Origin of the sequence: Bradyrhizobium sp. AUGA SZCCT0182, from assembly GCF_018130185.1 — a bacterium.
In the GTDB taxonomy this organism is placed as follows: domain Bacteria; phylum Pseudomonadota; class Alphaproteobacteria; order Rhizobiales; family Xanthobacteraceae; genus Bradyrhizobium.
The window spans coordinates 99,510-120,482 of sequence record NZ_JAFCLY010000006.1 but is presented as its reverse complement, the minus strand read 5'-3'; the positions used below and the strand labels follow the sequence as shown (position 1 = coordinate 120,482).

Sequence of the window (20,973 nt, the reverse complement as noted above, 5' to 3'; positions counted from 1 at the left end):
CTACGGCCGATATCGGAAATGCCTCCGGAAAAGGCTGATAGATCGAGGATTCGGCATGGAAGTTCTGACCACCACTGAGATGGAGCGCGCCGACCGAATGACCATTGCCGCCGGCACGCCCGGCTTCGCGCTGATGATGAGCGCGGGCCAGGCCGTTGCCGAAGCCGCGATGGAACTGGTCGAGGAGGGCGCGATCGTGGTGGTTGCCGGCCGTGGCAACAATGGCGGCGACGGGTTTGTCGCTGCGGCCGAACTGGCCGCGCGCGGCCGCGAGGTTTCGGTGATCCTGCTCTGCGAGCGGGACAGTCTGACGGGCGACGCGGCAATCGCGGCGAAGGGCTGGAAATACCCGGTGCTGCCGTTCAATCCGCAGGCGATCGGAAAGCCGGCGCTGATCATCGACGCGCTGCTCGGCGCCGGTCTCAATCGTCCCGTGAAGGGCGATCCGCTTGACATGATCGAGGCGATCAACGCCAACGGCGCGCCGGTCCTCGCCGTCGATCTGCCGAGCGGCATCAACGGCACCACCGGCGCCGTGATGGATGTCGCGATCAACGCCGTCGAGACCGTGACGTTCTTCCGCAAGAAGCCGGCGCATCTGTTGCTGCCGGGACGGATGCATTGCGGCCGCGTCCGCGTCGCCGACATCGGCATCGATGCGCAAGTGCTGGACGAGATCCGCCCGCAGACAACGGAAAACGTTCCGCAGGCCTGGCGGAGATGCTTTCCGGTGCCGCGTATCGATGGCCACAAATATGCGCGCGGTCACGCTGTCGTCGTGTCCGGCGACATGGCCTCAACCGGCGCGGCGCGGCTGGCGGCGCGCGCCGCGCTGCGGGCCGGCGCCGGACTGGTCACGCTGGCCTCGCCGCGCGAGGCGCTCGCGGTCAATGCTTCGGCCCTGACCGCGGTGATGATCCGCGCGGTCGATAGTGCGATCGAATTCGCTGACATGCTGAACGACAAGCGGCTCAATGCCTGCGTGATCGGACCGGGCGCCGGAATCAGCGCGCGCACGCGCGATCTCGTCCACACCGCATTGTCGGCGAAACGTCACCTCGTGCTCGATGCCGACGCGCTGACGAGCTTTGCGCAAGAACCGGAGCGCCTGTTTGAATCGATCAAGGCGTCCAGCGATCCGCAGGTGGTGCTGACCCCGCACGAGGGCGAGTTTCCGCGGTTGTTCAGCGACATCAGCAACAAGCATCCGGGCCGCTCCAAACTCGAACGGGTGCGTGACGCCGCCTTGCGCTCTGGCGCCGTGGTGCTGCTGAAGGGGCCGGATACGGTGGTGGCGTCACCCGACGGGCGCGCCAGCATCGCCGCCAACGCGCCGCCCTGGCTCGCCACCGCCGGCGCCGGCGACGTGCTGGCGGGGATCATCGCAGGGTTATTGGCCCAGGGCGTGCCGGCCTTCGAGGCTGCCTGTATCGGCGCCTGGATGCACGGCGAGGGCGCCCGCGAGGCGGGGCCGGGCCTGATCGCGGAAGATTTGACCGAAGTGCTGCCCGCGGTGTTCCGGCGGCTGTATGACGAGTTCGGGATTGAGTATTAGCAAAGAGCCAGATCATGACGCTCGATCTACGCCTACGCTCGATCAGTCCAAATCTGCGCGGCACGCGCGCGACGGATGGCGATATACATTTCTTGAGATCTCGATTGCCCGCCAGTTTGACACCTGATTGGCTCATGGCCCTTTTGGGAGGGCACGCGCTGGCGGGCGTTGGCTTCAGCTTGAACACGGATCACGACGAGTCTGGGATCGGAGCAGAAGTTATCTGGCTAACGCCGGAACAGATTGTGTCCGAGAGCGTCGAATGTGAGCCCGGGAAATCAGTGCTGTCCTATGGATTTCTCGCAGTAGGGGCGTGTGCGGAGGGATCAGGAGATCCATATTTTGTGGATCTCAGGAATTCTTCTAACGATCCGCCCCTTGTAAGGATTCCACATGACTACGCAGTTTCGGTCCCATATCCACGCGATAAAATTGAAATTGTGACTTCGAGCATGTCCGAGTTCTTTCGGAATTCCCATCTATGGGACGCCTAATCCGCCGACTGCCGAACTGTCCACTACGTCACCTGATATTTCGCCACCGCTGTCTCGTTCCATTCCAGCCCAAGGCCCGGACCTCGCGCGGTAACCGTGCCGTCGATGATCTCGGCAGGGTGGGCGAGGATGACGCGGGCGAAATCGAGGAATTCGAGCCAGTGCGCGGATGGCGTCACCGCCAGCATGTGGGCGCTGGCCTCAGCGAACAGATGGCTCGACACCGGAATGTTGGCGGCTTCGGCTTGCGCTGCGACTTGCAGCCAGCCGGTGACGCCGCCGCATTTCATCAGGTCGGGCATGATGAAGTCGCTGGCGCCGGCTGCGATCGCCTCGGCAAAGCCGCGCGGGAACCACCAGTTCTCGCCGGCCTGGATCGGCGTCGGCGAGGTCTCGCGCACCTTGGCGTGGCCTAGCAGGTTCTCCTGTGGCACCGGCTCTTCGATCCAGTGCAGATCATAGGGCTCAAGGCGAGCGATGCGCCGGCTGGCTTCCGCGGGATCGAGCGACTGGTTGAAGTCGATCATCAGCGCGATATCGGGGCCGAGCAAAGCGCGCACGGCCTTGACCACCCGCTCGTCATTGGCAGCGTCGCCGTCGCCGCCCTTGATCTTGATGCCGCGAAAACCCTGCTCCAGCGAGCGGCGCAGCGCCTGCTCGTCGGCGATCGGATCGACCACGCCATAACTGTCATAGGCCTTGATCGGCCGCGGCGCGCCACCGAGCAGCTCGGCCAATGGCCGACCGGCAATCTGGCCGAGCGCGTCCCAATAGGCCATGTCGAGGCCGGACACTGCCATGCCAACCAGGCCCTGCCAGCCGAGCAGGCGGAATTTTGCATCCATCGCCTGCATCAGATCAAACGGTGCAACCGGCTTGCCGACGAGTTCGCGCCCGATCTCCTCGATCAGGTGCACCAGCGGCTTCAGCGTCAGCTTGGCGTAGGCAAAGATGTAAGCGCGTCCGGTAACGCCTTGATCGGTCGCGACATCGATCAACACCATCGGTGCGGCATCGATCGTTGAGAAGGCTGTCTTCACCGGCCGTGCGATCGGCACCACGAGGCCTCGGGCGGTTACGCTACGAATGGTGGGAACGGATGTGCTCATGCCGGTCTCCTCATTCCACACTGTACCATCGCACCAGCCGGGGGGAGGCCCAATCGGTCGCGACGGATTCGATCAGCCAGCGTCCGGCATATTCGGCGGCAAAGGCGATGCGTTGCGTTTGGCCGGGTTCGATGGCCAGCGTATCCAGCCAGAACGGCTTCCAGCCGTCATCGAGCCGGTCGAGCAGCCGGAAATGATGGCCGTGAAGGTGAAACACCGTTGGGGTGGCGCCGCGGTTGTTCAGGGCCAGCACAACGGTGCGTCCCGCTTTGGTGCGGACCGCGGGCGCGGCGGTCGCAGTGAAGTTTGCCGGCGGCACCCAGTCGCCTTGCGGCCCGCCAAGGGTCAAGTCGGCCCGGGTTGCGCCCTTGAGGTCGAGTCGCTCCGGCAGACCGTTGGAAGGTAACGGCGGCGCCGGGGAAAGCGGGGCGGCGCGAACCGGCGGTTCACCCGAGACGATCAGCCTGCCGATAGGGCGGGCCTCCTTGCCGTCGTGGACCAGAATCGCTGCGGTGGTCCCGGCCGGCGCCGTCACATCGACAAAGGCATCGACGCGGCCGCCGGGGGGCAGCACCAGCGCGCCGTTGCGGGCCTGGAACGGCTCGGAGGGCTGGCCGTCGATGGCCATGACGCGGACGTCGAAATTCTCGATTTTCGCGGCGATAACAGACCGCTGGCAGCCATTGATGAAGCGAATCCTGATCCGTTCATTGGTTCGCGCTGCAATATCGAGCGAAAGCCGGCCGTTGGCCGTCAAAACCGTTGCGGCGTCCTTGGGGTCGATTCCGGGCGCGATCGCTGACCCGTCCGGGCGCAGCCGCCAGTCCTCGACCAGAAACACCTCGTCGCGATCGACGGCGACAGTCTCGCTTTCCCGGACCACCAATGCGCGAGCCCGCGATGGCCGTGCCTGGCCGTCGCCGAGAAGGGTCAGATCGCACAGCAGCGTCCCGGCATGTCGCAGCGGCAGTTGCAGAGTTTCCTTCACTCCGGCCGCGAGCGGCGCGCGGGCCGTCAGCGATTCGGCGCTCGCGACCCCGTCGAGCCCCCGCCAATTGAGGGCAACGGGCTGCGGCAGCTCATTGGCGAGCGTGACTTCAACGGTATCGCCGCGTTTGAATCTCATTTCCGAACCGGCGAGTGACCAAACCGGCGTCTGCGGCGCCCCTGGCCGAAGCGCAACGACATCGGCTTTGGCTTGCAGCGCCAGCGCGGCGCGGCCTTGAGCGGAGCCAATGGCGGGCCATATCGGGAGCAGGGCGGCAGCGCCCAGTCCGGCCATCAGCTCGCGTCGGTGCAGCAGGGATTTGGGGCTTGCCATGAGACTGATGCGGACCATTTTCTGGCGGCCGTGTCCAGCTGTGACGCCTTGCCTCGGGCGGCGTGCAAAAAGGGCCATTTTTTTGCTGCGGACCGGTGGGCGCATGTTATAAGCCCGCCGCTCGCGGCATCGCGGCCGGACTGGATGCTTTTTACGCGGGCGTGGCGGAACTGGTAGACGCGCTGGATTTAGGTTCCAGTGACGAAAGTTGTGGGGGTTCGAGTCCCTCCGCCCGCACCAAGCGCTCTATTCAAGCGTTTGCATGATGAATACTGGAGGGCCTGTTTCCCCGGTTGGGGAGTTGGGTCAGCCGAACCACCGGCGCAGGCTTTAAGGGCCCCGCGTCGACCCAATTGACAATGTCGGGGCCATCAGGCCCTGCCGAAACGGAAGAAGATTGACGCCATGCAGGTCACCGAAACCCTCGTCGAGGGATTGAAGCACGAGTTCAAGATCAGCGTTCCCGCATCGGATCTCGATGCCAAGGCCGGCGCCAAGCTGATCGACCTCAAGGACAAGGTGAAGCTCAACGGCTTCCGTCCCGGCAAGGTGCCGGTGAGCCATCTGAAGAAAGTCTATGGCCGCTCTGTCATGGCCGAGACCATCGACCAGACCATCCGCGACACCAACACGCAGATCTTCACCGATCGCGGCTTCCGCCTTGCGACCGAACCGAAGATCACGATGCCGACCGAGGAAAAAGAGGTCGAGGAACTCCTCGCCGGCAAGAGCGATCTCACCTACACGGTGGCGATCGAGGTGGTGCCGACGATCCAGCTCGCCGACTTCAAGAGCTTTACCGTCGAGAAGCCGGTCGTCGACGTGTCCGACAGCGATGTCGATGACGCCATCAAGCGGATCGCGGACCAGAGCCGCCCCTATAACGCCAAGAGCGAAGGCGCGAAGGCCGAGAACGGCGATCGCGTCACCATCAACTTCACCGGCCGTATCGACGGTACGCCGTTCGAGGGTGGTACCGGCGAGGGCATCCTTGTCGTGATCGGCACCGGCCAGTTCATTCCGGGCTTTGAAGAGCAGTTGATCGGCATCGGCGCGGGCGAGACCCGCACGCTGAAGGTTGCCTTCCCGAAGAACTACGCGAGCGAAAAGCTCGCCGGCCAGCCCGCTGAGTTCGAAACCACCGCCACCGCCATTGAAGCCCCGGGCGAGACCACCGTCGATGACGAGTTCGCCAAGACGCTCGGCCTCGAATCGCTCGACAAGCTGAAGGAAGCCGCGCGCGAGCGCCTGGTCTCTGAATTTGCCGGTGCGACGCGCCAGCGCGTCAAGCGCGCGCTGCTCGACCGTCTCGACGAAAGCCACAAATTCGAGGCGCCGCCGTCACTGATCGCTGAAGAGTTCAATCTGATGTGGAACTCGATCAAGGCCGAAATGGAATCCAGCGGCAAAACCTTTGCCGACGAGAACACCACCGAGGACGCCGCCAAGGAAGAGTACCAGAAGATCGCCGACCGCCGGGTCCGGCTCGGCCTCGTGCTGTCGGAGATCGGCGAGAAGAACAAGATCACCGTCACCGACGACGAAGTCAGCCGCGCCGTGATCGAGCGAGCGCGGTCGATGCCGGGCCGCGAGAAGGAAGTCTGGGACTACTATCGCAACAATGCCAATGCGCTGGCCCAGCTTCGTGCGCCGATTTATGAAGACAAGGTGGTCGATTTCATCCTCGAACTCGCCAACGTGACCGAAAAGAAGGTTTCGCGCGAAGACCTGTTCAAGGACGAGGACGCTGAGAAAACTGCCGCTTAATCCCGGCACCTGATGTTAATGATGAACGGCGAAAGCGGCGGGGCTTCGGCATCCGTCGCTATGAGTTCGCCTGCGAATCAGTTTGAACTCGTCTAATCCAGCTCGCAATTGCTCGGCCTTGTGGCCGGGAAATTGGCTCATATCTGTGAGTTGTCTTTGAAGTTCTGCATCACGGGACGTTCGTCCACTTTTGGCAAATCAGCCGGCTTGCCGATGGATGTTCGCCCCAGCCAACCTTTGGGTGACTAATGCGCGATCCCGTTGAAACCTACATGAACCTTGTGCCGATGGTGGTCGAACAGACCAACCGCGGTGAACGCGCCTACGACATTTTCTCGCGCCTTCTGAAGGAACGCATCATCTTCCTGACCGGTCCGGTCGAAGACGGCATGTCGACGCTGATCGTCGCTCAGCTGCTGTTCCTGGAAGCCGAGAATCCGAAAAAGGAAATCTCGATGTACATCAACTCGCCGGGCGGCGTGGTGACATCGGGCCTGGCGATCTACGACACCATGCAGTTCATCCGCCCGCCGGTGACGACGTTGTGCACCGGGCAGGCAGCGTCGATGGGATCGCTGTTGCTGGCGGCGGGCCACAAGGACATGCGTTTCTCGCTGCCGAATTCGCGCATCATGGTGCATCAACCGTCCGGCGGCTTCCAGGGCCAGGCCACCGACATCATGCTGCACGCGCAGGAGATCCTGAATCTCAAGAAGCGGCTCAACGAAATCTACGTGAAGCACACCGGCCAGACCTACAAGGCGATCGAGGAAGCGCTGGAGCGCGACAAGTTCCTGACCGCCGACATGGCCAGGGACTTCGGTATTGTCGACAAGGTGATGGATAAGCGTCCGGAAGAGCCGGCGATGACCAAGACCCCGTAAGGTAACGGGTGGAGGTACCCACGCGTTGACCTTGACAGGTGGGCCCAATCGGCAAATTACGCTCTAAGCGGCTGCTTATGCCCGAACGTAGGCAGAAAGTTCCGCTTTCGTGCTGGTTTGGCGGCGTGGTAATCGCGCAACGCTTGGGTGATTTCGGTAGCTTCTCCCCGTGCGAAGGCCGAAAATCACGGTATTGTCACGGTGTCCGCGCCGAGCCCGGTTAGCGAATTCTTGATAGTCGGGTGTCAGCATGGTTGGCTGTGAGGGATCGGGTAGGATCGCGGGGATTCGAGTAAACCGTGATTCGAACGGCGCGTACTGAGTTAAGGTCTTTTTTGGTACGGAATTTGCTCTATCTACTTTCAGGTCCGGTTTGGTACCGGAATGGGTCGATCGAGTGACGGGATCGAACGGCGGACGGAGAATAGAATGAGTAAGGTCGGCACGAGCGACTCCAAGAACACGCTGTATTGCTCGTTCTGTGGCAAGAGCCAGCATGAGGTCCGCAAACTGATCGCGGGACCCACCGTCTTCATCTGCGACGAATGCGTTGAGCTCTGCATGGACATCATCCGTGAGGAGAACAAATCCTCGCTGGTGAAGTCGCGCGACGGCATTCCGACGCCGAAGGAAATCTGCAAGGTGCTGGACGACTACGTGATCGGCCAGAGCCACGCCAAGAAGGTGCTGTCGGTCGCCGTCCACAATCACTACAAGCGGCTCAATCACCAGACCAAGCACAACGACGTCGAACTCGCGAAGTCGAACATACTGCTGATCGGTCCGACCGGTTCGGGCAAGACGTTGCTGGCCCAGACGCTGGCGCGGATTCTCGACGTGCCGTTCACGATGGCGGATGCGACCACGCTGACCGAAGCCGGCTATGTCGGTGAGGACGTCGAGAACATCATCCTGAAGCTGCTGCAGTCGGCCGACTACAATGTCGAGCGCGCGCAGCGCGGCATCGTCTATATCGACGAAATCGACAAGATCAGCCGCAAGTCCGACAATCCGTCGATCACCCGCGATGTCTCGGGCGAGGGCGTGCAGCAGGCGCTGTTGAAGATCATGGAAGGTACCGTTGCCTCCGTGCCTCCGCAGGGCGGCCGCAAGCATCCGCAGCAGGAATTCCTGCAGGTCGACACCACAAACATCCTGTTCATCTGCGGCGGCGCCTTCTCGGGCCTCGAGAAGATCATCTCCGCACGCGGCCGTTCGACGTCGATCGGTTTCGCGGCGCAGGTCCTGGCGCCGGAAGACCGCCGCACCGGCGAAATCTTCCGCCATGTCGAGCCGGAAGACCTCTTGAAGTACGGCCTGATCCCGGAATTCGTCGGCCGCTTGCCGGTCGTCGCGACGCTGGAAGATCTGGATGAGGCTTCGCTGAAGAAGATCCTGACCGATCCGAAGAACGCGCTGGTCAAGCAGTACCAGCGGCTGTTCGAAATGGAGAATATCGAACTCACCTTCGCCGACGAGGCGCTTGGCGCTGTCGCCCGCAAGGCGATCGAGCGCAAGACCGGCGCGCGGGGCTTGCGTTCGATCCTCGAAAGCATCCTGCTCGAGACCATGTTCGATCTTCCGGGTCTGGAAGGCGTCGAAGAGGTGGTGATCTCGCGCGAAGTGGTCGAGGGAACTGCCCGTCCGCTCTACATCTACGCGGACCGTTCCGACCGCGCCGTCGAGAGCAGCGCCAGCGCCTGATAGGCCCTGGTCCGGGATGGATTTCTGTCCCAAACAGGACGGCTGCCGGGACATTCCGGCGGCCACAGCGGCGTAGTTATTTCGCAGCAATCCTTTTGCGTTTAGCCCCATTTGGCGGGCATTTTTCGTGACTTGACACCCCCGTACCCGATAGCCACCTAATGCTGTCGGTGGCGAAGCTCATGCTTGAGATTCGTCGCCAAACGATCCGGAAAAACAGGCTGCGAAGGTGGCTTGCAGCCCCGGAACCTCCCGGCACCTTGTGGCGGTTGCGCACAACAGGCGGACTGCGTGCAAGGGGGCACAACAAAAGGAATTAGGCCATGACGACCGCCAAACCCCGGCCATCTATCGTCCACGGCGAAAGCCACTCTTATCCGGTGCTGCCGCTCCGCGACATCGTCGTATTCCCGCACATGATCGTGCCTCTGTTCGTCGGCCGCGAGAAGTCGATCCGCGCGCTCGAAGAGGTGATGAAGAACGATGCGTTGATCCTGCTCGCGACGCAGAAGAACGCGTCCGACGATGATCCGAGCCCGGATTCGATCTACGAAGTCGGCACGCTCGCCAGCGTCCTGCAGCTGCTCAAATTGCCCGACGGCACCGTGAAGGTGCTGGTCGAAGGCTTGGAGCGCGCACGCGTCCAGAAATATTCCGACCGCAGCGAATATTACGAAGCCACCGCGGTTGCGCTCGCCGATACCGATGCGACCTCCGTCGAGGCCGAGGCGCTCTCGCGTTCGGTGGTGTCCGACTTCGAAAGCTATGTGAAGCTGAACAAGAAAATCTCCGCCGAAGTCGTCGGCGTGGTTCAGGCGATCACTGATTTCGCCAAGCTGAGCGATCAGGTCGCCCAGCATCTCGCCGTCAAGATCGCCGATCGCCAGGGCATCCTGGAGACGTTGTCCGTGACGCAGCGCCTGGAGAAGGTGCTGGGCCTGATGGAGAGCGAGATCTCGGTGCTGCAGGTGGAGAAGCGCATCCGCTCGCGCGTCAAGCGCCAGATGGAGAAGACCCAGCGCGAGTATTACCTGAACGAGCAGATGAAGGCGATCCAGAAGGAACTCGGCGACGACGAAGGTCGCGACGAGCTCGCCGATCTGGAAGAGAAGATTGCCAAGACCAAGCTCTCCAAGGAAGCGCGGGAGAAGGCGCAGCACGAGCTGAAGAAGCTGCGCCAGATGTCGCCGATGTCCGCGGAAGCCACCGTCGTGCGCAACTATCTCGACTGGCTGCTGTCGATCCCGTGGAACAAGAAGTCCAAGGTCAAGAAGGACCTGGTGGCCGCGCAGGAGGTCCTGGACAGCGACCATTACGGGCTTGAGAAGGTCAAGGACCGGATCGTCGAGTATCTGGCGGTGCAGTCGCGCGCCAACAAGCTGACCGGACCGATCCTGTGTCTGGTCGGACCTCCCGGCGTCGGCAAGACCTCGCTGGGCAAGTCGATCGCGAAGGCGACGGGCCGCGAGTTCGTGCGCGTGTCGCTTGGCGGCGTGCGCGACGAGGCCGAGATCCGCGGTCATCGCCGCACCTATATCGGCTCGATGCCCGGCAAGATCATTCAGTCGATGCGGAAGGCGAAGACCTCGAATCCGCTGTTCCTGCTCGACGAGATCGACAAGATGGGCGCCGATTTCCGCGGTGATCCGTCGTCGGCGCTGCTTGAGGTGCTGGATCCGGAGCAGAACGGCACGTTCGCCGACCACTATCTGGAGGTCGATTACGATCTGTCGAACGTCATGTTCATCACGACCGCGAATACGTTGAATATTCCGGGGCCGCTGATGGACCGCATGGAGATCATCCGGATCGCCGGCTATACCGAGAACGAGAAGGTCGAGATCGCGCGCAAGCATCTGATCCCGAACGCCATCTCCAAGCATGGCCTCGATTCCAAGGAATGGTCGATCGACGACGATGCGCTGCTCTTGATGATCCGCCGCTACACCCGCGAAGCGGGCGTGCGTAACCTGGAGCGTGAGCTCTCCACACTCGCCCGCAAGGCGGTGAAGGAGCTGATGATCTCCAAGAAGAAGTCGGTCAAGGTCACCGAGAAGTCCCTCGAGGAATTCCTCGGTGTGCCGAAGTACCGCTACGGCGAGATCGAGAGCGAGCCTCAGGTCGGCATCGTAACGGGCCTGGCCTGGACCGATGTCGGTGGCGAGCTGCTCACGATCGAAGGCGTCATGATGCCCGGCAAGGGCAAGATGACGGTGACGGGCAATCTGCGCGACGTCATGAAGGAGTCGATCTCGGCGGCGGCGTCGTATGTCCGCTCGCGGGCGATCAACTACGGCATCGAGCCGCCATTGTTCGACCGGCGTGACATCCACGTCCACGTTCCCGAGGGCGCAACCCCGAAGGATGGACCGTCGGCGGGTGTCGCGATGGCGACCGCCATCATCTCGGTCATGACCGGCATTCCGGTCCGGCACGATGTCGCCATGACCGGCGAGATCACGCTGCGCGGCAGGGTGCTGCCGATCGGCGGCCTGAAGGAGAAGCTGCTGGCGGCGGCCCGTGGCGGCATCAAGACGGTGTTTATCCCCGAGGACAACGCCAAGGATCTCACGGAGATTTCCGATGCGATCAAGGGCGGCATGGACATCATCCCGGTTGCCCGGCTTGATGACGTCGTCGCCAAGGCGCTGGTGCGCCCGCCGGTGGCGATCGTCTGGGAAGAGGACAGCAAGGTGCCGGTCAAATCCGACGCTGCGGATGACGCCGGTGGCGGCCTGACGGCCCACTGAGACCAGACAATGTGACAAAGCGGCGTCCCGTCCCCGGGGCGCCGCTTTTTTGTTAGGGCATCCCCGCTTGCGCCAAGGGGCAGGGCGGCGCTAAACAGGCGACTTAAGGGCGATTAGCTCAGTTGGTAGAGCGCTTCCTTTACACGGAAGATGTCGGCGGTTCGAGTCCGTCATCGCCTACCAGCCTTCGCGCTTCGCGCTACGGCTGGGCAAGCCAGCCAGGGTGCGAAGCGCGAAGGCTGTCTCGCCGTAGCTCGAAGAGCGAAGGCGGACTGTTCGTTGGACCACGCCTTTCATACGCGCGAGACACCACATGGACGCCCCCACAGGCCACGAGCAGAACGCCGATCAGATAGCCTACTGGAACGGCCCGGCCGGGCAACGCTGGGCTGATCGGCAGGCGGAGCAGGACGTCGTGCTCGGGCCGGTCGCCGACCTTCTGATCGATCGCGCGAAGCCCAAACCGGGCGAGCGGGTCATCGATATCGGCTGCGGCAGCGGCGTCACCACGATTGCGTTTGCGAAAAAGGTTGCGCCGTCAGGACACGCGTTCGGCGTCGACATATCAGGCCCGATGCTGGAACGGGCGCGGGCGAGCGCGCCGAAGGATTTGCCTGTCGACTTCGCGCTGGCCGATGCCACCGTCTATCCGTTCGACCCCGCGAGCTTTGATCTATTGGCGTCGCGGTTCGGCGTGATGTTCTTTGCCGACCCGGTGGCGTCGTTTGCCAACATGCGCAAGGCGCTGCGACCCACGGGCCGGCTGGCATTCGCCTGCTGGCGCGAGCCGCGCGAAAACCCGTTCTTCATGGCGCCATTGCAGGCTGCCTATAAACACGTGCCAAAGCTGCCACAGCAGGGGCCGGAAGATCCCGGGCCGTTTGCGTTTGCCTCGGAAGCGCGCGTGCGCCGCATCCTGAGCGAAGCCGGCTTTGCCGCGGTGGAAATGGAAGCCTGTCCGCTGTTGCTGGACGCCGCGATCGGCCGCGGCGTCGATGGGGCGGTGCAGGGTTCGCTCGAAATCGGCCCGGTGAGCCGCGCGCTGGACGGCCAGCCGGAGGAGCTTCGCGTTGCCGCGGCCAATTCGATCCGTGACGCGCTCACGCCGTACGCCAAGGGCGACGCCGTGCTGCTCCCGGCCTCGGTCTGGATCGTGACCGCGCGCGCTACCTAATTACCGGTTGCTCAACCCTGGCTATCTTTGCATGGGGTTGTTTTCGCGATTTTGAGTCCGGGCCCCGCGGTTCGCCCGGCTACTCGACCGAGCGAAGGCTACGGCGACCGAGCGCCCAACATCGCGTGCTCGCCTGCGAGGATGCGCTCCAGCAGAGAAACAAGGGCTCCACCAAGCTCGTCGGGCGCATCGACTATGCTTGTGACGGGGTACTCACTGGCGTCGTGGCCCAGTCCGAGGGCTGCCAAATTGATCCTGCCCGCCTCCTTGATTTGACCCACCACCTCATGGAGGTGGTCAGAGAGATAGGAGAGGCCGTTTTCCTGTAGGGTTGAATCATCAACTGGCGCGCCATCTGACAGGACAATCAGATGCTTTTTTTCTTGAGGTAACGCCAGCAGGCGCCGTGCAGCCCACAGCACGGCCTCGCCATCTATATTTTCCTTCGGCAGGTCCGGACGTAGCATCTGCCGGAAGTCGGCCCTTCCGGTGCTTGCGCGCAGGTCATCCGCGCTCTTGTAGACTATGTGTAGAATATCGTTCAGTCGGCCCGGGTTATTTCGGCTGAAACGCCACTTCCATCGGTTGCGAGAACGTCCGCCAGTCCACTCCGAGGTAGTAAAGCCCAAAACCTCACAGGCAAAACCAAGGCTGACCAGTAGCTCTTGGGCTACATCGAGTGTTGCCGCCGCGAACAGCATTTTTTGTCCGCGCATGGAGCCCGACTGATCCACCAAGAGCGTCACAGCGGTATTGCTACGATCTGAATTGGTCAAATTTGCTCTGATGCGCGCGCTCACGTCCGCCGCCACGACAAGCAATCGGGTTCTCCAGGGGAGCAGGTCGGATTGGAAGGCATGCCACGCTTCATCGAGTGCCATCCTGTCCCGGGGTAAAGGACGGCCAAGAACCGAGTCAATTTGGTTGGCGTGAATCTCCCTGTCATACTTGGTTGTATAGACTCGGTAGTTTCGTCGCATTGCTGAACTTTCGGCTAGCGGAAAAGCCCATGGCGCGTCGTCAGCTCCCCCAGGTCACCGCCAAATACAGGATGGTTCGCCCGGCTACTCGACCGGCTTGCAATACTCGGTCGAAACCGTTGCCGATTGCCGGGTCTCGGAAACGAAGCAGAAATAGAGTTTTGGACCCTTGCGCAGAAACAGTCCGGCGCCGCCGCTCGCCGGCGCCGAGGTCCCGGCGATTGCGTAGTCCTGCGCGAGCAGGGAGCTCACGGTGACTTTCTCGGCTGAGGTTTGCGCCAGGGAAGGCGCCGTTCCAAATGCCAACAACCACACGAGACAAATCGAATTTCTGATTTTCACACTATCGCTCCCGCTCGTCAGCTAGGCCTTTTCTTCCCAGATCATCGCCAGATGCACGATGGTCTGCACGGCTTTTTCCATGTCCTGTACGCTGACCCATTCCAGCCGCGAGTGGAATGCGTGTTCGCCGGCAAAGATGTTGGGGCAGGGCAGCCCCATGAACGACAGCCGTGAGCCGTCGGTGCCGCCGCGGATCGATGAGCGCACCGGCGTCAAGCCGGCGCGGCGGATCGCCTCGATCGCGTAGTCGACGATTTCGGGGTGGCGGTCGATCACCTGCTTCATGTTGCGGTACTGGTGCTTGACCTCCATCCGGTAGGTCGAGCGCGGATAGTCCTTCATCACGTCCTTGACGATGCCCTCCAGCAGCGCCTCTTTTTCCTTCAGGCCCTCGTCGGTGAAATCGCGCACGATGAAGCCGATCGTCGCTTTTTCCAGTGCACCGGAAATGCCGATCGGATGCAGGAACCCTTGCTTGCCTTCGGTGGTCTCCGGCGAGCAGGTGTCTTTCGGCAGGCGGTCGACGATGGCGGCGGCGATCTTGATCGCGTGCTCCATCTTGCCCTTGGCAAAACCCGGATGGGTGCTGACGCCCTCGATGGTGATGGTGGCGCCATCGGCCGAAAACGTCTCGTCCTCGATATTCCCCGCGGTCTCGCCATCCATTGTGTAGGCGAAATCGGCGCCGAGTTTTTTCAGATCGACCTTGTCGACGCCGCGGCCGATCTCTTCGTCCGGCGTGAACAGGATCTTGATGGCGCCGTGCTTCACTTGCGGATTGTCGATCAGGAACTGCGCGGCATCCATGATCTCGGCAAGACCGGCTTTGTTGTCGGCGCCCAATAGCGTGGTGCCGTCTGTCGTGACGATGTCGTTGCCGATCTGGTCGGCAAGCGCCGGATGATCGGCGAATCGAATCACCTGCGTCGTATCAGCCGGCAGCACGATGTCGCCGCCACGATAATTGCGCACGATCTGCGGCTTGACGTCCTTGCCGCTGCAATCCGGCGAGGTGTCCATGTGCGAACAGAAGCAGATCACCGGCACCTTCTTGTCTGAATTGGCCGGGATCGTCGCGTAGACATAGCCGTGCTCGTCGAGATGGGCATCGGAGAGGCCCATCGCCTTGAGTTCGGCCGCCAGCACGCGGCCGAGGTCTTTTTGCTTCTCGGTGGAAGGGCAGGTCGGCGACGCCGGATCCGACTGGGTATCGATCACGACATAGCGCAGGAAGCGCTCGGTAACACCGTGGGTAAAGGCGAGGGGCGAAGCCAGCATGACAACCGCAACAGGTTTTGAGAAACGACGGCGCTCTATAACAGAAAAGCGCCATTCCGGGCCCCCGGAACGGCGCTTGAATGTCGGACCGTAAAGCTTGTCGCTTAAACGGCTTCCTTGAGTTCCTTGGCCGCACGGAAGGCGACCTTCTTGCTGGCCTTGATCTGGATGGCTTCACCGGTGGCGGGGTTGCGGCCCATGCGGGCGGCGCGCTTGCGGACCTGGAGGATGCCGAGACCGACGATGCGGATGCGCTCGCCCTTCTTCAGGTGCTTGGTGATCAGGCTGACCGTGTCGGTCAGGATCGACTCAGCCTGCTTTTTGGACAATTCCTGATCCTCGGCGATTGCCGCTGCCAGATGCTTCAGCGTGATCGTCGCCGGAGTCGCTGCTTTCTTCGCCATATTCGGCCCTCCTTGGTGATGAATGGCTTTACGGAAACTTAGGCGTATCAGGCCTTAAACGATTCGGGTGGCGGGTGCCTACGCTGTTTTGCCTGCAAATAGGCCGTTATTTGCATCGGCATCGCAAAAAGGCCCATTTGACAAGGGGATTCGCAACGTCCTTGACTAAAACAAGGAGGCCCTTTAAGTCCTCGCTTCTGCGCGGATCAAGACGTGATTACGCATCCGCGGGAGTAGCTCAGTTGGTTAGAGCGCCGCCCTGTCACGGCGGAGGCCGCGGGTTCGAGTCCCGTCTCTCGCGCCATTTTTCAATGGCTTAAAGAAAAATCCCCCGATCGTCGGACTGGAACTCGGTTGCGCTCAAACGCGGCCCGATGGTTCCAGCGTGCGGCAGAAGTGGCTGCGCAGCCAACAAAAAAGCCGCCCGAAGGCGGCCGTCTTGCCGGTGCTGAGAACGAAACCCCTTAGCGGACCGCCGAGGTCTGCGAGCTGGTGATGACAACCGGCTTGCCTGCCTTCACGACCTGGGTCTGGGCTGTCTGGGTGTATTCCGAATTGGTGCGCGCCGAGATGCCGAAAGCTGCCACCGCGATACCAGCCACGAGCGCGACAACCACGATCTTCAGGTGGGTCGAACGGTCTGCCGAGTGAATTGAGTGGTTCATGTGATGCCTCCGAGGCGTCTATGCGCCATCTGATGGCAAGAGATGTACGCCCCGTCTGTTTCGGGACGGTTTCGTGGATTCCGTGAAATGGTTTCGTCCGGTGGGCTTTCGGGGCGATTTTGCGCCTTTTCGGCGTCGTTAGGTGGTTCGCCCGTTGTCGCGGCGAAGGCATAGGCCGGCGACATGGCTTGAAATATAAGCAATAACAATGGGATATGCCGAGATCGGTTCTGTCACCCGTTCGTTTGGTGTCCACAGCAGTGCGCCGAGTCGTGACCTCGGCCGACAGAAGGGAATGGCGCTGCGCCTGCGCCAAGTCGTTCTTCAGTTCGTCCCGTTGATCGTGCCGACCGCGAGCGCGCCGACGCCCCTGGCCAAAGCAGGTTGCGGTCATCAGGATGATCGCGGACGCCAGCGCTCGCATGCTCGGCTTCGACGGTGTGTGCGATCGCAAAAGTCGCCCGAGGCGGAAGCCGCCACCATGGTTTTGCAATCCTGCGTCAGCATGCACATCGCGAAAACCGGAGCGGCGGGCCCGGACATTCTGTTGGCTGATCGGTACACCAATTACGCGCCGCGCGAGCAGGGTTCGCATGAATGGATTGCGCGAGAAGCACGGCGCGAAACGCTGGCCAGGGTGGCGACGGGAACGCCCTTGCTTTCCTGAGTTGTCCACGGCGTGGTAGCCCCGGTTAGACCACAAAATAGCTTGTCTTGCGCCCTCTGTTGCGCTGCGCTAAGCCTCAAGAATAATTCCAATCAGCGAATCTGCGGCTGTCCGAAACCGCAGGAAAAGGTCCCGCCGATGAACGGCATCCTGCAGAATTACCTTCCACTTATGGTGTTTATCGGGGTGGCAAGCCTGATCGGTCTGGCGCTGTTGATTGCCCCGTTCCTCGTCGCGTTCCAGCAGCCCGATCCGGAAAAGCTTTCCGCCTATGAATGCGGATTCAACGCTTTCGATGACGCCCGCATGAAATTCGACGTCCGCTTCTATCTGGTGGCGATCCTTTTCATCATCTTCGACCTCGAAGTGGCGTTCCTGTTTCCGTGGGCGGTGGCTTTCGGCAAGCTCGGCGCCACCGGCTTCTGGTCGATGATGGTGTTCCTCGCCGTCCTCACGGTCGGCTTTGCCTACGAATGGAAGAAAGGCGCGCTCGAATGGGATTGAGCCCCACCGCCGTATCGCATGGGTCTTCGCCGGTGATCGCACCGGCCGCGACCGGCATTATCGATCCCTCGACCGGCAAGCCGGTCGGCGCCAATGACCCGTACTTCCTCGAGGTCAATCACGAGCTTTCCGACAAGGGCTTCTTCGTCGCCGCGACCGACGATCTCATCACCTGGGCGCGCACCGGCTCGCTGATGTGGATGACGTTCGGTCTGGCCTGCTGCGCCGTCGAGATGATGCAGGTGTCGATGCCGCGTTACGACGTCGAGCGCTTCGGCTTTGCGCCGCGCGCTTCGCCGCGGCAGTCCGACGTCATGATCGTTGCGGGGACGCTGACCAACAAAATGGCGCCGGCGTTGCGCAAGGTCTACGACCAGATGCCGGAGCCGCGCTACGTGATCTCGATGGGGTCGTGCGCCAATGGCGGCGGCTATTATCACTATTCCTATTCGGTCGTGCGCGGCTGCGACCGGATCGTGCCGATCGACATCTACGTGCCCGGCTGCCCTCCGACGGCGGAAGCGCTGCTCTACGGCGTGTTGCTGTTGCAGAAGAAGATCCGGCGCATCGGCACCATCGAACGCTAAGGTTTCAGGTCAATGGACGACGGCAAGCTCGACGCCTTGGGGCAGACGATTGTTAGCGCGCTTCCGGGTGCGGCCAGCGCCCACGCGGTCGCGTACAACGAGCTCACGATCACGGTCGACGCGACCAAAATCGTCGAGGTCGTTAAATTCCTGCGCGACGATCCCTCCTGCCGTTTCGTCAGCATCATCGACGTCACGGCGGTGGATTATCCCGGCCGCGAAAAACGCTTCGACGTGATCTATCACTTCCTGTCCCCGACGCTGAACGGTCGCCTCCGCGTGCGCGCCGAGGCCGACGAGACCACGCAGGTGCCCTCGATCATCGACGTGTTTCCCGGCGCCGACTGGTTCGAACGCGAATGCTACGACCTCTATGGCGTGATCTTCACCGGCCATCCCGACATGCGCCGCCTGCTGACCGATTACGGCTTCGACGGCCATCCGCTGCGCAAGGATTTCCCGCTCACCGGCTTCGTCGAGGTGCGTTACGACGACCAGGAGAAGCGGGTGTTGTACGAACCCGTCCGTCTCAACCAGGAATTCCGCAAGTTCGATTTCCTCTCGCCATGGGAAGGCGCTGACTATCCGCTGCCCGGCGATGAGAAGGCGGAGCCGAAGGCCTGACCATGAACGAACAGAATCTTCGAAATTTCACGATCAACTTTGGACCGCAGCATCCGGCAGCCCATGGCGTTCTGCGTCTCGTGCTCGAACTGGACGGCGAGGTCGTCGCGCGCGTCGATCCGCACATCGGCCTCTTGCATCGCGGCACCGAAAAGCTGATCGAGCAGAAAACTTATCTGCAGGCGATCCCGTATTTCGACCGGCTCGATTACGTCGCGCCGATGAACCAGGAACATGCGTTCTGCCTCGCGGCGGAAAAGTTGCTGGGCATCACGGTGCCGCGCCGCGGGCAATTGATCCGGGTGCTCTATAGCGAGATCGGCCGCATCCTGTCGCATCTGCTCAACGTCACCACGCAGGCGATGGACGTCGGCGCGCTGACCCCGCCGCTGTGGGGTTTTGAAGAACGCGAAAAGCTGATGGTGTTCTATGAGCGCGCTTCCGGCTCGCGCATGCATGCGGCGTACTTCCGCCTCGGCGGCGTGCATCAGGATTTGCCGCCAAAACTGATCGACGACATCGACGCCTGGTGCGATCCGTTCCTGCAGGTCGTCGCCGACCTCGAAACGCTGCTCACCGGCAACCGCATCTTCAAGCAGCGCAACGTCGATATCGGCGTGGTGCCGCTGAAAGAAGCCTGGGAGTGGGGTTTCTCCGGCGTGATGGTGCGCGGCTCCGGTGCTGCCTGGGATCTGCGCAAGTCGCAGCCTTATGAATGCTATGCCGAGATGGATTTCGACATTCCGATCGGCAAGAACGGCGACTGCTACGACCGCTACTGCATCCGCATGGAAGAGATGCGCCAGTCGGTGCGCATCATGAAGCAGTGCATCGCCAAGCTGCGGGCGCCGGACGGGCAGGGGCCTGTCGTCGTCGAGGACAACAAGATCGCGCCGCCGCGGCGCGGCGAGATGAAGCGCTCGATGGAAGCGCTGATCCATCACTTCAAGCTCTATACCGAGGGCGTCCGCGTGCCGGCCGGCGAAGTCTACGCCGCGGTCGAGGCGCCGAAGGGCGAGTTCGGCGTCTACCTGGTCGCCGACGGCAGCAACAAGCCCTACAAGTGCAAGATCCGCGCGCCGGGCTTTGCCCATCTGCAGGCGATGGACCACATCTGCAAGGGCCATCTGCTCGCCGACGTCTCGGCCATCCTCGGCTCGCTCGACATCGTGTTCGGAGAGGTCGATCGGTGATGGCGCAGCCGCCAATCCAGTTTGACCGGGCTTCGGGTGCGCTTGAAGGCGCCAACCCTTGGGAGCGGCTGGCTGCGGTGGCGCTGACGCTGGGATCGAAAATATCGTCGAACTTTTCGCATCGCGGCTACAACATGTGCGCCAACCTGCTGCGCAGGACGTTGCCCGAGCGCGACATCGACGTCAGGCTGAATGCGGACGCGACATTCGCATTCCCCTATGGCGACGGCTACTGGAGCAAGCTGCTCAACCGCTCGTTCGCCTATGAGAACGAACTCGAATTGCTGTTCCGGGAATCAGTCGACGTCGACTACACGCTGCTCGATTGCGGCGCCAATTACGGCTACTGGTCGGTGCTGGTCTCAAGCAAGCCGTTCGGCTCGCACAAGGCGATCGCGATCGAGCCGTCGGGGCAGAATTTCCCGAAGCTGGCCAATAACGCGAGACTCAACGGCAACCGCTTCGAAGCGATGAAATGCGCGATCGGCGCCGCGCGCGGCACCGCGCGATTGAGCGGCACCAAGCATGAAGCCTTCAGCATCGCCGGCGACCAGACCGCTGGCGAGGAAGTGCCTGTGATCGCGCTCGACAATCTGATCGACGACGGCAAGGTCGCGGCCGGCGGAAAATTCCTGATCAAGCTCGACGTCGAAGGCGTCGAGATCGAGGCCATGAAGGGCGGCAAGCGGCTGCTGGAGGCCGACAGCGTGATCCTGTGCGAGGAGCACGGCAACGATCCCCAGCATACCGTGTCGCGCTACATCCTCGACCAGACCCCGCTGAAGCTGATCGTCTACGATCCGCGCAGCAATCGCCTTGAAACCGTGACCGACCTTTCCATCCTCGATCGCATCAAGGTTTCAACCCACGTCGGCTACAACGTGTTCGGCACCGCAAGCGCATTCTGGCTCGACCGGATCAATGCGCTCAATGCGAAAGCCGCAGCCCCGCGCGCAATGAGAGACTGAACG

The 20,973-nt window shown here is 62.1% G+C and carries 19 protein-coding genes and 3 tRNA genes; 15 read left to right on the top strand and 7 right to left on the bottom strand.

The features are described 5' to 3' along the window. The first annotated feature begins 55 nt into the window (after window positions 1-55). Complete coding sequence (locus JQ611_RS09260; protein WP_212263560.1) at window positions 56-1,555, top strand: NAD(P)H-hydrate dehydratase; 1,500 nt, start codon at window positions 56-58, stop codon at window positions 1,553-1,555. 517 nt (window positions 1,556-2,072) lie between these two features. Here JQ611_RS09260 and JQ611_RS09255 read toward each other — a convergent pair. Both JQ611_RS09255 and JQ611_RS09250 read right to left on the bottom strand, forming a co-directional pair. Further along, window positions 2,073-3,158, bottom strand: a complete 1,086-nt coding sequence (locus JQ611_RS09255) for an enolase C-terminal domain-like protein (RefSeq protein WP_212465272.1) — start codon at window positions 3,156-3,158, stop codon at window positions 2,073-2,075. A gap of 10 nt (window positions 3,159-3,168) precedes the next feature. After that, window positions 3,169-4,479 carry a multicopper oxidase family protein gene (locus JQ611_RS09250; protein ID WP_249133047.1) on the bottom strand — a complete coding sequence of 437 codons (1,311 nt, stop codon included), beginning with the start codon at window positions 4,477-4,479 and terminating at the stop codon, window positions 3,169-3,171. Window positions 4,480-4,634: 155 nt separating this feature from the next. Here JQ611_RS09250 and JQ611_RS09245 point away from each other — a divergent pair. From JQ611_RS09245 to JQ611_RS09215, 7 genes are all read left to right on the top strand, one after another. Further along, window positions 4,635-4,719 (top strand) — tRNA-Leu (locus JQ611_RS09245). Window positions 4,720-4,884: 165 nt separating this feature from the next. Next, entirely contained in the window at window positions 4,885-6,246 is a 1,362-nt protein-coding gene (gene tig / locus JQ611_RS09240) for a trigger factor (protein WP_212465271.1), read from the top strand. Window positions 6,247-6,494: 248 nt separating this feature from the next. Further along, window positions 6,495-7,130, top strand: coding sequence for an ATP-dependent Clp protease proteolytic subunit (locus tag JQ611_RS09235; protein WP_192733466.1), 636 nt, complete (start codon window positions 6,495-6,497; stop codon window positions 7,128-7,130). Window positions 7,131-7,559: 429 nt separating this feature from the next. After that, window positions 7,560-8,834, top strand: coding sequence for an ATP-dependent Clp protease ATP-binding subunit ClpX (clpX, locus tag JQ611_RS09230; protein ID WP_027537232.1), 1,275 nt, complete (start codon window positions 7,560-7,562; stop codon window positions 8,832-8,834). Window positions 8,835-9,157: 323 nt separating this feature from the next. Further along, window positions 9,158-11,584: an endopeptidase La gene (gene lon / locus JQ611_RS09225; protein ID WP_212263556.1), complete on the top strand. Its 2,427-nt coding sequence runs from the start codon at window positions 9,158-9,160 to the stop codon at window positions 11,582-11,584. A gap of 107 nt (window positions 11,585-11,691) precedes the next feature. Further along, window positions 11,692-11,767 (top strand) — tRNA-Val (locus JQ611_RS09220). A gap of 130 nt (window positions 11,768-11,897) precedes the next feature. Further along, window positions 11,898-12,758, top strand: a complete 861-nt coding sequence (locus JQ611_RS09215) for a class I SAM-dependent methyltransferase (protein WP_212465270.1) — start codon at window positions 11,898-11,900, stop codon at window positions 12,756-12,758. Window positions 12,759-12,856: 98 nt separating this feature from the next. Here the strand turns inward: JQ611_RS09215 and JQ611_RS09210 are convergent, their stop codons facing one another. From JQ611_RS09210 to JQ611_RS09195, 4 genes are all read right to left on the bottom strand, one after another. Next, a complete protein-coding gene (locus tag JQ611_RS09210; protein WP_212465269.1) occupies window positions 12,857-13,639 on the bottom strand; it encodes a cobaltochelatase CobT-related protein in 783 nt (260 codons plus the stop codon). 183 nt (window positions 13,640-13,822) lie between these two features. Beyond that, the gene (locus tag JQ611_RS09205) at window positions 13,823-13,990 is read right to left on the bottom strand and encodes a hypothetical protein (protein WP_212263553.1); all 168 of its coding nucleotides are present in this window, start codon (window positions 13,988-13,990) and stop codon (window positions 13,823-13,825) included. A gap of 111 nt (window positions 13,991-14,101) precedes the next feature. Then, on the bottom strand, window positions 14,102-15,358 hold the full coding sequence (gene pepT / locus JQ611_RS09200; RefSeq protein ID WP_212263552.1) for a peptidase T: 1,257 nt from the start codon (window positions 15,356-15,358) through the stop codon (window positions 14,102-14,104). A 104-nt stretch (window positions 15,359-15,462) separates the two neighbouring features. Next, the gene (locus JQ611_RS09195; protein WP_212263551.1) at window positions 15,463-15,762 is read right to left on the bottom strand and encodes an HU family DNA-binding protein; all 300 of its coding nucleotides are present in this window, start codon (window positions 15,760-15,762) and stop codon (window positions 15,463-15,465) included. 227 nt (window positions 15,763-15,989) lie between these two features. Between JQ611_RS09195 and JQ611_RS09190 the strand changes: the two genes are divergently transcribed. Continuing rightward, window positions 15,990-16,066 (top strand) — tRNA-Asp (locus tag JQ611_RS09190). Between the two features lie 160 nt (window positions 16,067-16,226). On the opposite strand, the gene JQ611_RS09185 is transcribed toward JQ611_RS09190, so the two are convergent. After that, entirely contained in the window at window positions 16,227-16,427 is a 201-nt protein-coding gene (locus JQ611_RS09185) for a hypothetical protein (RefSeq protein WP_212263550.1), read from the bottom strand. A gap of 208 nt (window positions 16,428-16,635) precedes the next feature. Between JQ611_RS09185 and JQ611_RS09180 the strand changes: the two genes are divergently transcribed. The 6 genes from JQ611_RS09180 to JQ611_RS09155 all read left to right on the top strand — a co-directional run bounded on the left by JQ611_RS09180 (window position 16,636) and on the right by JQ611_RS09155 (window position 20,970). Then, entirely contained in the window at window positions 16,636-17,094 is a 459-nt protein-coding gene (locus JQ611_RS09180; RefSeq protein ID WP_212465268.1) for a hypothetical protein, read from the top strand. A 138-nt stretch (window positions 17,095-17,232) separates the two neighbouring features. Beyond that, window positions 17,233-17,598: an NADH-quinone oxidoreductase subunit A gene (locus JQ611_RS09175; RefSeq protein WP_212263548.1), complete on the top strand. Its 366-nt coding sequence runs from the start codon at window positions 17,233-17,235 to the stop codon at window positions 17,596-17,598. Continuing rightward, a complete protein-coding gene (locus JQ611_RS09170) occupies window positions 17,589-18,185 on the top strand; it encodes an NADH-quinone oxidoreductase subunit B family protein (RefSeq protein WP_192733457.1) in 597 nt (198 codons plus the stop codon). Before JQ611_RS09175 ends, JQ611_RS09170 begins: the two co-directional genes overlap by 10 nt. A 12-nt stretch (window positions 18,186-18,197) precedes the next feature. Beyond that, window positions 18,198-18,809, top strand: a complete 612-nt coding sequence (locus tag JQ611_RS09165) for an NADH-quinone oxidoreductase subunit C (RefSeq protein WP_212263547.1) — start codon at window positions 18,198-18,200, stop codon at window positions 18,807-18,809. Window positions 18,810-18,811: 2 nt separating this feature from the next. Further along, window positions 18,812-20,002: an NADH-quinone oxidoreductase subunit D gene (locus tag JQ611_RS09160; RefSeq protein ID WP_212263546.1), complete on the top strand. Its 1,191-nt coding sequence runs from the start codon at window positions 18,812-18,814 to the stop codon at window positions 20,000-20,002. Further along, the gene (locus tag JQ611_RS09155) at window positions 20,002-20,970 is read left to right on the top strand and encodes an FkbM family methyltransferase (RefSeq protein WP_212263545.1); all 969 of its coding nucleotides are present in this window, start codon (window positions 20,002-20,004) and stop codon (window positions 20,968-20,970) included. Before JQ611_RS09160 ends, JQ611_RS09155 begins: the two co-directional genes overlap by 1 nt. Window positions 20,971-20,973: the final 3 nt, after the last annotated feature.

Bases quoted from the DNA above. Each gene is read 5' to 3' on its own strand.
- JQ611_RS09180 (WP_212465268.1), top strand. From the start codon at position 16,636: ATGGGATATGCCGAGATCGGTTCTGTCACCCGTTCGTTTGGTGTCCAC.
- JQ611_RS09165 (WP_212263547.1), top strand. From the start codon at position 18,198: ATGGACGACGGCAAGCTCGACGCCTTGGGGCAGACGATTGTTAGCGCG.
- JQ611_RS09195 (WP_212263551.1), bottom strand. From the start codon at position 15,762: ATGGCGAAGAAAGCAGCGACTCCGGCGACGATCACGCTGAAGCATCTG.
- JQ611_RS09235 (WP_192733466.1), top strand. From the start codon at position 6,495: ATGCGCGATCCCGTTGAAACCTACATGAACCTTGTGCCGATGGTGGTC.
- pepT (WP_212263552.1), bottom strand. From the start codon at position 15,358: ATGCTGGCTTCGCCCCTCGCCTTTACCCACGGTGTTACCGAGCGCTTC.
- lon (WP_212263556.1), top strand. From the start codon at position 9,158: ATGACGACCGCCAAACCCCGGCCATCTATCGTCCACGGCGAAAGCCAC.
- JQ611_RS09250 (WP_249133047.1), bottom strand. From the start codon at position 4,479: ATGGCAAGCCCCAAATCCCTGCTGCACCGACGCGAGCTGATGGCCGGA.
- JQ611_RS09155 (WP_212263545.1), top strand. From the start codon at position 20,002: ATGGCGCAGCCGCCAATCCAGTTTGACCGGGCTTCGGGTGCGCTTGAA.
- JQ611_RS09170 (WP_192733457.1), top strand. From the start codon at position 17,589: ATGGGATTGAGCCCCACCGCCGTATCGCATGGGTCTTCGCCGGTGATC.
- JQ611_RS09175 (WP_212263548.1), top strand. From the start codon at position 17,233: ATGAACGGCATCCTGCAGAATTACCTTCCACTTATGGTGTTTATCGGG.
- tig (WP_212465271.1), top strand. From the start codon at position 4,885: ATGCAGGTCACCGAAACCCTCGTCGAGGGATTGAAGCACGAGTTCAAG.
- JQ611_RS09260 (WP_212263560.1), top strand. From the start codon at position 56: ATGGAAGTTCTGACCACCACTGAGATGGAGCGCGCCGACCGAATGACC.
- JQ611_RS09255 (WP_212465272.1), bottom strand. From the start codon at position 3,158: ATGAGCACATCCGTTCCCACCATTCGTAGCGTAACCGCCCGAGGCCTC.
- JQ611_RS09185 (WP_212263550.1), bottom strand. From the start codon at position 16,427: ATGAACCACTCAATTCACTCGGCAGACCGTTCGACCCACCTGAAGATC.
- clpX (WP_027537232.1), top strand. From the start codon at position 7,560: ATGAGTAAGGTCGGCACGAGCGACTCCAAGAACACGCTGTATTGCTCG.
- JQ611_RS09210 (WP_212465269.1), bottom strand. From the start codon at position 13,639: ATGGCACTCGATGAAGCGTGGCATGCCTTCCAATCCGACCTGCTCCCC.
- JQ611_RS09215 (WP_212465270.1), top strand. From the start codon at position 11,898: ATGGACGCCCCCACAGGCCACGAGCAGAACGCCGATCAGATAGCCTAC.
- JQ611_RS09160 (WP_212263546.1), top strand. From the start codon at position 18,812: ATGAACGAACAGAATCTTCGAAATTTCACGATCAACTTTGGACCGCAG.